We start from the raw sequence: 14,183 nt of genomic DNA on the forward strand, positions 1-14,183 counted from the left end.
GCAGCCGCCGTCGTGCGTGTGGGCGAGGTCTCAACAGCCGTGCATCCTTCCTGTGGCATATTTGAGGGATGGCAGAATTCAGGCAGTCCACGAAGCTCAACAACGTCCTTTACGACATCCGTGGACCGATCCTGCAAGCCGCCCAGCAGATGGAAGCGGAGGGCCACCGGATCCTCAAGCTGAACATCGGCAACCCCGCACCGTTCGGCTTCGAGGCCCCCGACGCCATCCTGGTGGACATGATCCGCCACCTGCCCCACGCCCAGGGCTACAGCGACTCCCGCGGCATCTTCTCCGCACGGACGGCCGTCTCGCAGTACTACCAGACCCGCGGCATCCAGAACATCCACGTGGACGACATCTACCTGGGCAACGGCGTCAGCGAACTCATCACCATGTCCCTGATGGCGCTGCTGGACGACGGCGACGAAGTCCTCATCCCCACCCCGGACTACCCGCTCTGGACCGCCTCCGTCGCGCTGGCCAGCGGAAAACCCGTGCACTACCTCTGCGACGAGGAATCCGGCTGGCAGCCCGACCTGGAGGACCTGGAAGCCAAGATCACGCCCCGGACCAAGGGCATCGTGGTGATCAACCCGAACAACCCCACCGGCGCCGTGTACCCGGAGGAGACGCTCAAGCGCATCGTTGCCCTGGCTGAGAAGCACGGGTTGGTGATCTTCGCCGACGAGATCTACGAAAAGATCCTGTACGAGGACGCCGTCCACATCAACCTCGCCGGCCTCACCGGCGACCACGTCCTGTGCCTGACCTTCAGCGGGCTGTCCAAGGCGTACCGGGTGTGCGGCTACCGCGCGGGCTGGATGGCCATCTCCGGCCCCAAGAAGGACGCCGCCGACTACCTTGAAGGCATCAGCCTGCTGGCCAACATGCGGCTGTGCGCCAACGTCCCGGCGCAGCACGCCATCCAGACGGCGCTGGGCGGATACCAGAGCATCAACGACCTGATCCTGCCCGGCGGCCGCCTGCTGGAGCAGCGCAACAAGGCCTACGACATGCTGAACGCCATCCCCGGCGTGAGCACGCAGCAGGCCCGCGGCGCCCTGTACCTCTTCCCGAAGCTTGACCCCGAGGTCTACCACATCCGGGACGACGAGAAGTTTGTCCTGGACCTCCTCAAGGAGCAGAAGATCCTGGTGTCCCACGGCCGCGCGTTCAACTGGGTGCGTCCGGACCATTTCCGCATGGTCACGCTCCCCAACGTCAAGGACATCGAGGAAGCTGTTGGCCGGATGGGGGACTTCCTGAGCAGGTACCAGGGGAACTAGCCTGTGCACACGGGCTTTGAGTCCCGTGGCACCTCGCGGAAAGGATCCCCCCATGGCCGGCGTCATTCGCTTCGATCAGCATCCTTCTGAAACCCTTCGGGTAGGGGACGGGTTTTCCCTCTCCGACGTCGATCCGGACTCCACTCCCGGCTACAGCGGCACCAAGGAGGACGGCCGGCTCCTGCTGGCAGACATGGACGACGAGCTCACCGAGTTGCAGGAAAAGCTGTTCGCCGAGTCCCGTTTCGGCGGCCGGAAGCGGATCCTGCTGATCCTCCAGGCCATGGACACCGCCGGCAAGGGCGGGATCGTCAAGCACGTCATGGCGGCCATGGATCCCCAGGGTGTCCAGTTCAAGGCCTTCAAGGCACCCACTGACGAGGAGAAGTCCTACGATTTCCTCTGGCGGATCGAGAAGGAAGTGCCGGCCGCCGGCATGGTGGGCGTCTTCGACCGGTCCCACTACGAGGACGTCCTGATCCACCGGGTGCACGGCTGGGCCAGCCCCGACGAGATCAAACGCCGCTACGCGGCGATCAGGGAATTCGAGGACCGGCTGACCGACTCCGGTACCAAGGTGGTGAAGGTGATGCTCCACATCAGCGGCAAGGAGCAGAAAGAGAGGCTGCTGGCCCGGCTGGACAACCCGGAAAAGCACTGGAAATACAACCGGGGGGACCTCGACGAACGCGCGTTCTGGGAGGACTACATGAACGCGTACCAGTCGGCCATCGAGGAGACAAGCACTCCGGACGCTCCCTGGCACGTGGTTCCGGCCAACAAGAAGTGGTACGCCCGGATCGCCGTGCAACAACTGCTCCTGGGCGCCCTGGAAGACCTGCACCTTGAGTGGCCCAAAGCCGAGTTCGACGTTCCCACCGAGCGGGAACTGATCCTCCGCTCCTGAGCGTGCCTGTTAGAGCGGCTGGTCGCGGGCAGCGGCCAGCCGCTTCCTTGCCCCTTCCAGCCATTCCTCGCATCGGGTGGCCAGGGCTTCGCCCCGCTCCCACAGCGCCAGCGACTCTTCGAGGCTGGCGCCTCCGGCCTCGAGCCGGCCCACGACGGCGATGAGCTGCTCGCGTGCCTCCTCGTAGCTCAGGCCCGCGATCCCGGCGTCTGTTGTCTGCTCACTCATGAGCGTCTCCTTCCTGAAGTTCGTCCGTGTCCGCAGCAGGGCTGCCCGTTCCGGTGGAGGTGGCGCCGAAGCGCCCTTCCGCCACCCGGATGGAAAGCGGTGAGCCTGCCGGTGCATCCGCCGGGCGGCGGACCACAGCGTGGCCGGCAACCGCAGTGGGCGCCGCCTGTCCACCTGAGAGTTCGACGACGGCGTACCCGCGGTCGAGTGTCTTCTGCGGCGACAATGCCCGCACCTGCGCCTTGAGGTGTTCCAGCTGGTCCGCAGCCCGGACCACGGTGGAGTTCACGGCCGCCGACGACCGCCTCAGCAGCCGCTCGATCTCCTCCGCCCTGACAGTGACCAGCCCTTCCGGAGACGCCAGGACGGGGCGGGAGCGCAACGAGGCAAGCCTGTCCGCTTCCCGGTCCACCAGGCGGTCTATGCAGCGGCGTAGCTGTTCCCGCGCCTGCCGGACGCCGGCCAGTTCCTCGGACACCTCCGGGACAATCCGTTTGGCTGCATCCGTGGGCGTGGACGCCCGCAGGTCGGCGACGTCGTCCAGCAGCGGCCGGTCCGCCTCGTGCCCGATGGCACTTACCACCGGGGTGGCCGCCGCCGCCACGGCCCGGATCAGTTCCTCGCTGTTGAACGGGAGCAGGTCCTCGAGTGCGCCGCCGCCGCGGGCGATCACAATGACGTCCACCACGGGGTGGGCATCCAGCTCGCGGAGGGCCCGGACTACCTGCGACACCGCAGCGTTGCCCTGGACGGCCACTTCCCTGATTTCAAACTCCACCGCTGGCCACCGCAGCGCGGCGTTCCGCAGGACGTCCTTCTTGGCGTCCGAGTCCCGGCCGGTGATCAGGCCGATCCGGTGCGGCAGCAGGGGGAGCGGTTTCTTGCGTGAATCGGCGAAGAGCCCTTCAGCGGAGAGGGCCTGCCGGAGCCGTTCAATCCGCGCCAGCAAATCACCCAGGCCCACCGGCCGGATGTCGCGGACCAGCATATTGAGCCGGCCTGTCTTCATCCAGAATTCGGGTTTCAGCAGGGCCACCACGCGCGATCCGCGTTCAAGGGGCAGGTTCTGCCGCTCCAGTACCTTGGTCCAGACCGAGGCGGGCAGGGAAACTTCGGCATCAACATCCCGCAGCGTCAGGTAGGCGTTGCTTCCGCGCCGGTTCAGCTCGATGACCTGGCCTTCAACCCACGCGGAGGGCGTCCTGTCGATGTGGGCCTTGAGCTTCTGCGAGAGCAACTGCAGCGGCCAGGGGTTGTCCGGGGTGGTTTCAGCGGCCGTCGCAGGCAGCGTGGAGGGTGCGGTGCCGGGAAGGGAAGCCTGGTCAGACATGCAAACGCCCTTGCGGGACTGGAGCTGCGGGCATGGGGTCCTTCGTCTGTTGTACGGCGGCCATTCAACCTTATCCATAAGCTGTAGCATGCGGGACTGACAGAATCCCGCCAGGATCCTTTGCCTAGGATGGGTCTACCGCCAACAACGACGAAGGACCTGCTGTGCGCACTTTTGTTTCCGCCGTGGCCACCGTGCTGGGTGTCCTGCTGGCAGCCGTGGCCGTCCCGGCCATCTGGCTCGACCGCAACCTCGTCCAGGAGGACGGGTTCGTGGAACTGGCGGCCCCGCTGGGAAAGAACCCGGAGTTCCAGCAGCAGCTCGCCACGGCGGCTGTAGGAACCATTGACACCAGCGCAGTCCCCGGCTTCCTCGAGGACCTTGTCCAACCGGTGCTGGAGGACGCCGCCACGTCACTGGCCGGCCTGCCGGGGTATCCGGCGGCCTGGGAAGAGACCCTCCGCAAGAGCCACCGGCTGAGTTTCCCGCAGGCCCCAGCAGATCCGGGCGCCACCGGATCCGTGTCCTCCCTCACCCTGGACGTGGCGCCGCTGGTGGCAATGGGTGTTGAGGAGATCTCGCGGGCCACCAGGCTTCCGCTGGATCCGCCGGGGGAGACTCTGATCAACGTCGGCCAGCCCGAACAGCGGGAGTGGACGGAGCGGCTGGCGACCTACGCCCCCATGGGCTACATGCTTGCTGCAGGGTCCGGCATCGCCTTCCTCCTGGCCCTTGTTGCGGCCCGCCGGCGCTGGACGGTACTGATGGCCGCCGGGCTGGGCGGGTTGGCCCTCGCCGGGCTGTGGGCCCTCGGTGCGCAGATAGGTTCGGCGCGGGCGCTGGCCACGGACACCGGCAACGAGGTGGCCAACTTGTTCCGGAACGAATTCGTGGCCGCGGCCACCGCCGACTTCACGCGCTGGACCGTTGCTGCAGCCATCGCCGGTGGCGTGCTGGTGGTGTTGGGCACTGTGGCCGGGATCGCATCGCGGAGGCGGCCGGGGCAACCCGGTAGCATGGAGAAATGACCTCCTCTGTTTCCCTTTCGATGCCCACCATCCCGCGTCGGCGCCGCTCCCCGGAGGAAGTAGCAGCTGCAGCCCCCGTCCTGGGAACGAAGAAGGTGCTGCTGGCCGCGCCCCGCGGTTACTGTGCCGGCGTGGACCGCGCGGTCATCGCCGTCGAAAAGGCCCTGGAACACTACGGCCCGCCGGTCTACGTGCGTAAGCAGATTGTGCACAACGTCCACGTGGTCAGCTCCCTGGAGGAAAAGGGCGCCATCTTCGTGGATGAAACCGATGAGGTGCCCGAGGGCGCCCTGGTCATCTTCTCTGCGCACGGTGTCTCTCCCGCGGTGGTCGAATCAGCCGAGGAACGCGGGCTGCGCACCATCGATGCAACCTGCCCCTTGGTGACCAAGGTGCATAAGGAAGCCGTCCGGTTCGCCAAGGATGATTTCGACATCCTCCTGATCGGCCACGACGGCCACGAGGAAGTCGAAGGCACGGCGGGCGAAGCGCCCGAGCACATCCAGATCATCAATGGCCCGCACGAGGTGGACAAGGTCACCGTGCGGGACCCGGAAAAAGTCATCTGGCTCTCGCAGACCACCCTCAGTGTCGACGAGACCATGGAAACGGTCCGGCTGCTGAAGGAACGCTTCCCCACGCTCCAGGACCCGCCCAGCGACGACATCTGCTACGCCACCACCAACCGGCAGGTGGCCATCAAGAAGATCTCGCCGCAGGCGGACTTGGTGATCGTGGTCGGCTCGGCCAACTCCTCCAACTCTGTCCGCCTCGTGGAGGTGGCCCTCGAATACGGTGCCAAGGCTTCCTACCGGGTGGATTTCGCCAACGAGGTGGACGAGCCTGTTCGAGGGTGTGGCCACCGTGGGCGTGACGTCCGGTGCTTCCGTTCCCGAAGTCCTGGTGCAGGATGTGCTGCGGCTGCTAGCCGAGTACGGCTACGGCACCGTGGAGGAAGTAGTCACCGCTGAAGAGGACCTCCTGTTCTCGCTGCCCAAGGAACTCCGCGCAACACTCAAGCAGGCTGGCGACGTCAGCCGTGCACTGGGCGGGCGCAGGCCGCGCAGCTGAAACAACGCTTCAACAAACGGGGCGGGCCCGCAGTTAGCAGCTGCAGGGCCCGCCCCGTTTCTTTTGCCCTGGCCCGGGCTGCTTTGCCCTTCCTAGGCCGCAGCCTCATCGTGCTGGAGCTCAGGAGCCGAAAGGGCGCGGGGTGTGGCCTCCACTGCCGGTGGCGCCGCCAGGCCCGATTCCTCCAGGGAGTTCAGCTTCCGTGCCGTAGGCAGCACCCGCGCCTCGAGTGTGCCCACCATCGCGTTGTAGCGGTCCACGGACGACTTCAGCGATGAGCCCAGCTTGCTGACGTTCTCGCCGAGTGTTCCCATCCGGTCGTAGAGCTGCCGGGCAAGGTCGAACAGTTCCCGGGCGCTGTCCGTGAGCACATCCTGCCGCCACGTGAAGGCCACTGACTTCAGGACAGCCAGCAGGGTGCTGGGGGAGGCCAGGACCACGTTGCGGGACAAGGCATGGTCCAGGAGTTCCGCGTCCGCCGAGAGGGCAGCTGCCAGGATGGATTCCGCCGGGATAAAGCAGATCACCAGTTCGGGTGAGTTGCCCGGGATGTCCCAGTACTTCTTGTTGCTGAGGGCATCCACGTGCGCACGGAGGGCCTTCGCGTGGGCGGCCAGCAGCGCCTGCTGCGACCGGCCGTCCGCCTGGACAGTCCGCCCCTGCTGCCCGGGCCGGGAGTCCGCTGCGCCAAGCTGCTGGGCCTCCAGGTAGGACGACAACGGAACCTTGGCGTCCACCACCAGCTGCTTTTCGCCCGGAAGCTGGACCACAAGGTCAGGGCGGACAGACGAATCACTGCCGGCGCTGTGAAGCTGCTCCACGAAGTCCACATGGCGGAGCATCCCCGAGGCCTCCACCACCCGCCGCAGCTGCACCTCGCCCCACTGTCCGCGGGCGCTGTTTGAGCGCAATGCCGATTCCAGTGCGTGGGTGGACCGGATCAGCTGCTCATCCGAGTGCCGGGCCTCCTGCAGCTGCTGCGCGAGCTGGCCATACTGCTCCACCCGGTCGCGCTCCAGCAGGGCCACCTGCTGCTGCACCGCCGAGAGCTTCTCCGCCACCGGGGCAAGCGCGCGCAGCACGCTGCCGTCCTGCGTCCGTGCCTCGCCAAGTTCCCGGTTCTGTGCCGCCAAAAGCCGCCGCTCGGCGTCGGCCGCTGCGAACTGTGCGCTGACCTCTGAAAGCCGGGACGAGACAGCGTCGAAGTCCGCCTCCAGGGCATGCGAGTTCTTCCGCAGCACAAAGTAGGTGGCAGCTGCACCGGCAAGGGCGCCGAGCAGCAGCATGAACAAGGCCAGAATCAACGCAAAAACATCCATGCCCTCACTGTTGCATGGGGGGCGGACAATCGGGGGCAGTGACATCCACGGGTACAGGCGGGGGACGCCCTGCGGGTAGAATCAATGCTCGTGGCTCTTACTATTGGCATCGTCGGACTGCCCAACGTCGGCAAATCAACCCTCTTCAACGCGCTTACCCGCAACCAGGTCCTGGCCGCGAACTATCCGTTCGCCACCATCGAACCGAACGTCGGCGTCGTGAACCTGCCCGACCCCCGCCTCGACAAGCTGGCCGGGATCTTCGGTTCGCAGCGCATCCTGCCGCAGCGGTCTCCTTCGTGGACATCGCCGGCATCGTCAAGGGCGCATCCGAAGGCGAAGGGCTCGGCAACCAGTTCCTTGCCAACATCCGTGAAGCCGAAGCCATCGCCGAAGTGGTCCGCGTCTTCGACGATCCCGACGTCGTCCACGTCGACGGCAAGGTGGATCCGCGCTCGGACATGGAAACCATCAACACCGAGCTCATCCTCGCCGACCTGCAGACCATCGAGAAGGCCATCCCCCGGATCGAAAAAGAGGTCAAGATCAAGAAGCGCGAGGCCGCAGAGCTGGCAGCCATCAAGGCAGCGCAGGCGGTCCTTGAACGCGGCGACACCATCTACTCCTCGATCAAGAGCGACAAGCTGGAGATGGAACACCTCAAGGAGCTCGGCCTGCTGACGGCCAAGCCCTTCATCTACGTCTTCAACGCGGACGAGGCAATCCTGGGCAGCCCGGAAAAGCAGGAGGAGCTCCGCGCCCTGGTTGCCCCCGCAGACTGCATCTTCCTGGATGCCAAGCTTGAGGCCGACCTCGTGGAACTGGACGAGGAAGAAGCCCGCGAAATGCTGGAAATGAACGGACAGGACGAGTCCGGCCTCGACCAGCTGGCGCGGGTCGGCTTCCACACCCTGGGCCTGCAGACCTACCTCACGGCAGGCCCCAAGGAAGCACGCGCCTGGACCATCAAGCAGGGGGACACCGCGCCACAGGCGGCGGGCGTCATCCATTCGGACTTCCAGCGCGGGTTCATCAAGGCCGAAGTGGTCTCCTTCGACGACCTCGTCGATGCGGGCTCCATGGCGGAAGCCAAGTCCCGCGGCAAGGTGCGGATCGAAGGCAAGGAATATGTCATGGCCGACGGCGATGTGGTGGAGTTCCGCTTCAACGTCTGAGCCGGTCCAGCGTCTGCCTGCGCGGACACCTTATCCTGACTATGTAGGGCGTGATCCTGGCAGCTCCAGGTCCCCTTTCCCCGAAGGGAAAACACAAGGAGGCGGCATGCCGGTCGGGCGTCTGATGCGTTATGTCACCGCGGCCCTTGCGGCTGTGGTGGTGCTTTCGGGCTGCTCCGGCGGCGGCACCGCGCCTGTGATCGTAGGGGAGGCGAAGCGGGGCGGGACTGCCACGGTCGCCGAAGTCAACGCGTTCTCATCCTTCAATCCGTACAGCGCCGACGGCAACACGGACATCAATTCCAAGATCGGTTACATCACCCACTCCGGGTTCTACTACCTGGACGACAAGGCGGCGGTGGTCCGCAATGACAAGTTCGGCCGGTTCGAGAAGGTGTCCGACGAGCCCCTCAAGGTGAAGTACACCGTCAACGAAGGCGTCAAATGGTCCGACGGCGAGGCCATCGACGCCGGCGACCTCCTCCTCAGCTGGGCGGCAGGGTCAGGCTACTTCGACGACGCCGACCCCATGGCGGGAACCGGCACCAGATACTTTTCCACGGCATCGGACACCAGCGGGCTGGCCGGCACGGTCTTTCCCGAAGTGGGGGGAGACGGGCGTTCGATCACCCTCGAATACGCCACTCCGTACGCTGACTGGGAAGTAGCCTTCGACGTCGGCCTCCCGGCGCACGTCGTCGCGGCCAAGAGCGGGCTGAACGATGAAGAGGACCTGGTTGAACTGCTTCGCGACTCACCGCGGGGCGACCCAGAGAAGCCCGCGGTCAACACGGAGCTGAAGGCGGTCAGCGATTTCTGGAACTCGGGCTTCGATACGAAGGCCCTCCCGGACGACCCCGCCCTGTACCTTTCCAGCGGCCCGTACATCGTGGTGGACATCGTTCCCGAAGTCTCGATGAGGCTTGTCCGGAACCGGGATTACGTCTGGGGGTCCGAACCGTGGCTGGATGAAATCAACGTCCGGTTCACGGGGGCCCTTTCGGGGGCCGTCGACGCCCTGCGGAACGGGCAGGCGGACATCATCGCCCCCCAGCCCTCGGCCGGAACCGAAGACGTGTTCGCGGGCCTGGCGGAGCAGGGCAATACCCTCGAACGGTACAACCAGTCCGGCTATGACCACCTGGACCTCAACTTCTCCGGCCCGTTCGCCAGCCGGGATGTCCGAGAGGCATTCCTCAAGACCGTCCCGCGCCAGGCCATCGTCGACGCCGTGGTAGGGGACTTGCAACCGGACGCAAAACCGCTGGACTCCCACGTCTTCCTGCCGGCACAGCCCAAGTATGCGGACACCGCCAGGAACAACGGCTCAACAGAATTCGCCGAGGTGGATATCGAAGCTGCAAAAGAGCTCCTTGACGGGGAGACACCCACGGTCAGGATCCTCTACAACCGGGACAACCCCAACCGTGCAGAGGCCTTCGCCCTGATCCGGGACTCGGCGGCACTTGCGGGATTCCGGGTGGAGGACGGCGGGCAAAGCAGCGCCGACTGGGCCAGGTCACTAGGCGAGGAAGGCCACGACGCTGCGCTGCTGGGCTGGATTGGCAGCAGCGCCGGGGTGAGCCGCGTGCCGCAGATTTTCCGGACGGGCGCTGGCAGCAACTTCAACGGCTTCTCGGACACCGACGCGGATAAAGCCATGGAAGAGCTCGCACGGACCACGGACCTGGGCAAACAGGACGAGCTGCTCGCGGAAATCGACAAACAGATCTGGGAAAACGCCTACGGGCTCCCGCTCTACCAGACCATCGGCACCACCGCCTTCGGCCCGCGGATCACCGGCGTGAAATCAAGCTCCGGGCCCCTGGGCGTCTGGTGGAATGTGTGGGACTGGCGCCTGGCCTAACCCTTCGCTTCCAGCGGGACCTCCTTCCAGCGGCGCATCCTTGTGAGCGCTCACGCATCCGATTAGCGGCGCGGGCTACTCGCGAGTAGCATGTGACTTGCACAACTTCCGTTCACCGGGTATCGCACTGGAGCATCTCGGTCACGGTTTGGCAACGGAGTACCAGTATTTGGACTCCGTGCGGTTAGGCTAATCGTCATATGTAGGCTGCGTCACAGTGTGAAAGCTGCGTCCGGCCTGCGGGGAAGCACAAGAATTCCCTCGATATCTCCCACAACTCATAGGAGGCGGAATGCGTTTCACGCGCACTTCCAAAGCACTGGGCATCGTGGCAATCGCCGCGCTTGCCCTGACCGGGTGCGGCGCTGGAGGCGGCACCACTGAAGGGGGCGGCGAATCAACCGGCGACCCCAACAAGGTCATCAGCGCCTACAGCAACGAACCACAGAACCCGTTGCTGCCGGCAAACACCAACGAAGTGTATGGCGGCCGCGTTGTCGAGCTGCTCTTCGAAGGCCTGCGGACCTACGACGCCGACGGCAAGCCGGTCAATGCCCTCGCGGAATCCATTGAATCCGATGACGCCCAGAACTGGACCATCAAGGTCAAGCAGGGCACGAAGTTCACCAACGGCGAGGAAATCACCGCCAAGACGTTCGTGGACTCCTGGAACTACGCCGCCAACTCGAAGAACCTGCAGAACAACGGCTTCTTCTTCGAGTCCATCGAGGGCTACGAGGAAGTTTCCGCCGTCACCCAGGAAACCAGCGCGGACGGCAAGACCAAAACCACCCCGGCTCCCACCGCGGAGACCATGTCCGGGCTGGTGGCCAAGGACGACTCCACCATCACTGTGAAGCTGGCCCAGCCGGAGGCTGACTGGTCGTTGCGGCTTGGTTACTCGGCATTCTTCCCGCTTCCCTCTGCCGCCCTGGCCGACCCGAAGGCCTTCGGTGAAAACCCGGTGGGCAACGGTCCGTACAAGATGGAAAAGGAAGGCGCCTGGGTTCACGACCAGTCCATCTCGCTCGTGAAGAACCCTGACTACAGCGGTCCCCGCGAAGCCAAGAACGGCGGCGTCACCTTCAAGTTCTACACGGATCCGGGCCCGGCTTACACGGACCTGCAGTCCGACAACCTGGATGTCACCGACGTGCTTCCGTCCAACGCGCTGAAGACCTACGTCACCGACTTCCCGGACCGCAACGCCACCAAGCCGGTGGCAACCAACTCCACGCTGAACATCCCGCCGTACAACCCGAACTTCCAGGGTGAAGCCGGCAAGCTCCGCCGCCAGGCACTGTCCTACGCCATCAACCGCGAGGAAATTGCCAAGGTCATCTTCAACGGCACCCGTACCCCGGCCAAGGCCTTTGTTCCGCCGGTGATCGAAGGTTTTGAAGAAGGAATCAAGGGCAGCGAAGTTCTGAAGTTCGACGCCGCCAAGGCCAAGGACCTGTGGGCACAGGCGGAGAAGATCCAGCCGTACGACGATTCCAAGCCGCTCCAGATTGCCTCCAACACCGATGGCGGCAACAAGGAATGGATCGACGCTGTAGCCAACGGCTTCAAGAACAACCTGGGCATCCAGGCTGAAATCCAGCCCTTCGCGAAGTTCGCAGAGGTGCTGAACCTGCGCAAGTCCCAGCAGCTTCCGGGCCTGACCCGCGCCGGCTGGCAGGGCGACTACCCCTCGCTCTACAACTTCCTGGGACCCGTCTGGGCAACGAACGCCTCCTCCAACTACGAGAAGTACACGAACCCCCGAGTTCGACAAGCTGCTCAAGGAGGGCCTCGCCGCCAAGACCACGGAAGAGGCAAACGCCAAGTTCAACAGGCACAGGAGATCCTCTTTGAAGATCTTCCGGGCCTGCCGCTCTGGGACCAGGCACGGCCGATCGTATGGAGTAACAACGTTGTGAAGGCCGAGACAGGCTGGAACGGCGGCATCCGCTACTTCGATATCACGGCTAAGTAGTTCCAGAACTCACTTGCCGCCAGGCAGATGGGGGTCCGGTCACAGCCGGGCCCCCATTGGCTTGCACGGCAGGAAGGCACCCATGAACCTGTTTACTTCCCTGCCGGAAGGCTGGTGATCCAGTGGTCCGCTTTATCCTGCGCCGACTGCTCCAGGTGATCCCGGTCTTCCTCGGCACCACGCTTCTCGTTTACTACATGGTGTTCGCACTGCCCGGCGACCCCATCGCGGCGCTCTTCGGCGACCGCCAGCCGCCGCAGGCAGTCATTGATACCCTGCGCAGCCAGTACCACCTGGACGAACCGTTCTGGGTCCAGTACGGCCTCTTCCTGAAGAACCTCTTCACGTTCAACCTGGGCAACGACTTCACCGGCCAGCCCATCGCGGCAAGTCTCGCCAGGGTCTTCCCTGTGACGGCGATGCTCGCCATCGAGGCCCTGGCGATCCAGGCGATCTTCGGCGTAGCCTTTGGCGTTTTCGCAGGCCTGCGCCGCGGCGGCTGGTTTGATTCCACGGTCCTTGTGGCGTCCCTGGTGGTCATTGCAGTTCCCACCTTCGTGCTGGGCTTCGTCTTCCAGTTGGTATTCGGCGTCCAGTTGGGCTGGGCCAAACCAACAGTCGGGGCGAATGCGGACTGGGGCAGCCTGCTGCTGCCCGCCGTCGTCCTGGGCCTCGTGTCCTTTGCGTACGTCCTCCGCCTGACCCGCGCCTCCGTCAGCGAAAACATGAACGCGGACTATGTCCGGACCGCGACCGCCAAAGGCCTTTCCCGGCCGCGGGTGGTCATGGCCCACATCCTGCGCAACTCGCTGATCCCTGTCGTCACCTACCTCGGCGCCAACCTCGGCGGCCTGATGGGCGGCGCCATTGTCACCGAAGGCATCTTCAACGTTCCGGGCGTCGGCAACAAGCTGTACCAGGCAGTCCTGCGCAGTGAAGGGCCCACCATCGTCTCCATTGTCAGCGTGCTGGTGCTGGTGTTCGTGGTGGCCAACCTGCTCGTCGACCTCCTGTACGCCTGGCTTGACCCGAGGATCCGCTATGACCAGTAACAACAGCCACTTCGTGGCTCCCATCGATGAAACGCCGCTGCTGGCAACGGACGCCGTCAAGACTGACCAGGCACCGCTCAGCCTATGGTCGGATGCGTGGCGCAAGCTCCGCCGTCGTCCGCTCTTCATCATTTCGGCGCTGCTCATTTTGGCACTGACCGTGGTGGCCCTGTTCCCCGGCCTGTTCACTTCAGTGCCGCCAAACGAGGGCTGCGAGCTGGCCAACTCGGAAGGCGGTCCCACTGCCGGGCACCCGTTCGGATTTACCTTCCAGGGCTGCGACGTCTACTCGCGCGTCATCCACGGAACCCAGGCATCGCTGTCCGTTGGCATCCTCTCGGTGCTGTGCGTGCTGGTCATCGGGGTCACCATCGGTGCGCTGGCCGGCTACTACGGCGGCTGGCTGGATTCTGTCCTTGCCCGCCTGGGTGACATCTTCTTTGCGTTGCCCCTGATTCTGGGCGCGCTGGTGATCACCCAGCTGCCCTTCTTCCGCGAGAACAAGAGCGTCTGGACGGTGGTGTTCGTCATCTCCCTCCTGGCGTGGCCGCAGATGGCCCGCATCACCCGGGGCGCCGTCATCGAGGTGCGCAACGCCGACTTCGTCACGGCCGCCCAGGCCTTGGGGGTCTCCAAGTTCGGGGCGCTGGTGCGGCACGTGCTGCCCAACGCACTCGCTCCCATCATCGTGCTGGCAACGCTTGAGCTGGGTGTCTTTATCGTGGCCGAGGCAACCCTGTCCTTCCTGGGCATCGGCCTGCCGCAGAGCATCATGTCCTGGGGTAATGACATCGCCGGGGCGCAGGCGTCCATCCGGACCAGCCCGGAGATCATGCTGTATCCGGCTGCGGCCCTGTCCATCACGGTACTCAGCTTCATCATGCTCGGTGACGCCGTCCGTGACGCCCTCGATCCCAAGAGCCGCCAGCGATGAGAGAT

At 64.8% G+C, this 14,183-nt stretch carries 9 protein-coding genes and 3 pseudogenes; 9 read left to right on the forward strand and 3 right to left on the reverse strand.

Going from position 1 to position 14,183, the window contains the following annotated elements:
* Nucleotides 1–68: 68 nt before the first annotated feature.
* Nucleotides 69–1,289: a pyridoxal phosphate-dependent aminotransferase gene (locus tag ACPEE0_RS05890; RefSeq protein ID WP_354175244.1), complete on the forward strand. Its 1,221-nt coding sequence runs from the start codon at nt 69–71 to the stop codon at nt 1,287–1,289.
* Between the two features lie 52 nt (nt 1,290–1,341).
* Nucleotides 1,342–2,196: a polyphosphate kinase 2 family protein gene (locus tag ACPEE0_RS05895; RefSeq protein ID WP_009356987.1), complete on the forward strand. Its 855-nt coding sequence runs from the start codon at nt 1,342–1,344 to the stop codon at nt 2,194–2,196.
* A gap of 9 nt (nt 2,197–2,205) precedes the next feature.
* Here ACPEE0_RS05895 and ACPEE0_RS05900 read toward each other — a convergent pair whose 3' ends face one another.
* Nucleotides 2,206–2,424 carry an exodeoxyribonuclease VII small subunit gene (locus ACPEE0_RS05900; RefSeq protein ID WP_133345965.1) on the reverse strand — a complete coding sequence of 73 codons (219 nt, stop codon included), beginning with the start codon at nt 2,422–2,424 and terminating at the stop codon, nt 2,206–2,208.
* Nucleotides 2,417–3,754: an exodeoxyribonuclease VII large subunit gene (gene xseA / locus ACPEE0_RS05905; RefSeq protein ID WP_009356986.1), complete on the reverse strand. Its 1,338-nt coding sequence runs from the start codon at nt 3,752–3,754 to the stop codon at nt 2,417–2,419. Before xseA ends, ACPEE0_RS05900 begins: the two co-directional genes overlap by 8 nt.
* 164 nt (nt 3,755–3,918) lie before the next feature.
* On the opposite strand from xseA, the gene ACPEE0_RS05910 reads away from it, so the two are divergent.
* Together ACPEE0_RS05910 and ACPEE0_RS05915 are read left to right on the forward strand one after the other, a co-directional pair.
* On the forward strand, nt 3,919–4,782 hold the full coding sequence (locus ACPEE0_RS05910; RefSeq protein WP_424574144.1) for a hypothetical protein: 864 nt from the start codon (nt 3,919–3,921) through the stop codon (nt 4,780–4,782).
* Nucleotides 4,779–5,853: pseudogene (locus ACPEE0_RS05915) on the forward strand (4-hydroxy-3-methylbut-2-enyl diphosphate reductase). Before ACPEE0_RS05910 ends, ACPEE0_RS05915 begins: the two are co-directional and overlap by 4 nt.
* Before the next feature lie 92 nt (nt 5,854–5,945).
* Here ACPEE0_RS05915 and ACPEE0_RS05920 read toward each other — a convergent pair.
* Nucleotides 5,946–7,172 (reverse strand): DNA recombination protein RmuC, encoded by a 1,227-nt coding sequence (locus ACPEE0_RS05920; RefSeq protein ID WP_354175249.1) that lies wholly within the window; start codon nt 7,170–7,172, stop codon nt 5,946–5,948.
* Nucleotides 7,173–7,262: 90 nt separating this feature from the next.
* Between ACPEE0_RS05920 and ychF the strand changes: the two are divergent.
* From ychF to ACPEE0_RS05945, 5 genes and pseudogenes are all read left to right on the forward strand, one after another.
* Nucleotides 7,263–8,347, forward strand: a pseudogene (gene ychF / locus ACPEE0_RS05925) (redox-regulated ATPase YchF).
* Nucleotides 8,348–8,453: 106 nt separating this feature from the next.
* Nucleotides 8,454–10,214 (forward strand): ABC transporter family substrate-binding protein, encoded by a 1,761-nt coding sequence (locus ACPEE0_RS05930; protein ID WP_354175252.1) that lies wholly within the window; start codon nt 8,454–8,456, stop codon nt 10,212–10,214.
* 292 nt (nt 10,215–10,506) lie between these two features.
* Nucleotides 10,507–12,192: pseudogene (locus tag ACPEE0_RS05935) on the forward strand (peptide ABC transporter substrate-binding protein).
* A gap of 122 nt (nt 12,193–12,314) precedes the next feature.
* Entirely contained in the window at nt 12,315–13,244 is a 930-nt protein-coding gene (locus tag ACPEE0_RS05940; protein ID WP_354175254.1) for an ABC transporter permease, read from the forward strand.
* Nucleotides 13,234–14,178, forward strand: a complete 945-nt coding sequence (locus ACPEE0_RS05945) for an ABC transporter permease (protein WP_009356979.1) — start codon at nt 13,234–13,236, stop codon at nt 14,176–14,178. Before ACPEE0_RS05940 ends, ACPEE0_RS05945 begins: the two co-directional genes overlap by 11 nt.
* Nucleotides 14,179–14,183 lie beyond the last annotated feature (5 nt).

It is taken from the genome of Arthrobacter sp. SD76, from assembly GCF_049726125.1.
Taxonomy (GTDB): domain Bacteria; phylum Actinomycetota; class Actinomycetes; order Actinomycetales; family Micrococcaceae; genus Arthrobacter; species Arthrobacter nitrophenolicus.

Coding starts and splice junctions, on each gene's coding strand:
- ACPEE0_RS05945 (WP_009356979.1), top strand. CDS start 13,234: ATGACCAGTAACAACAGCCACTTCGTGGCTCCCATCGATGAAACGCCG.
- ACPEE0_RS05930 (WP_354175252.1), top strand. CDS start 8,454: ATGCCGGTCGGGCGTCTGATGCGTTATGTCACCGCGGCCCTTGCGGCT.
- ACPEE0_RS05920 (WP_354175249.1), bottom strand. CDS start 7,172: ATGGATGTTTTTGCGTTGATTCTGGCCTTGTTCATGCTGCTGCTCGGC.
- xseA (WP_009356986.1), bottom strand. CDS start 3,754: ATGTCTGACCAGGCTTCCCTTCCCGGCACCGCACCCTCCACGCTGCCT.
- ACPEE0_RS05900 (WP_133345965.1), bottom strand. CDS start 2,424: ATGAGTGAGCAGACAACAGACGCCGGGATCGCGGGCCTGAGCTACGAG.
- ACPEE0_RS05895 (WP_009356987.1), top strand. CDS start 1,342: ATGGCCGGCGTCATTCGCTTCGATCAGCATCCTTCTGAAACCCTTCGG.
- ACPEE0_RS05890 (WP_354175244.1), top strand. CDS start 69: ATGGCAGAATTCAGGCAGTCCACGAAGCTCAACAACGTCCTTTACGAC.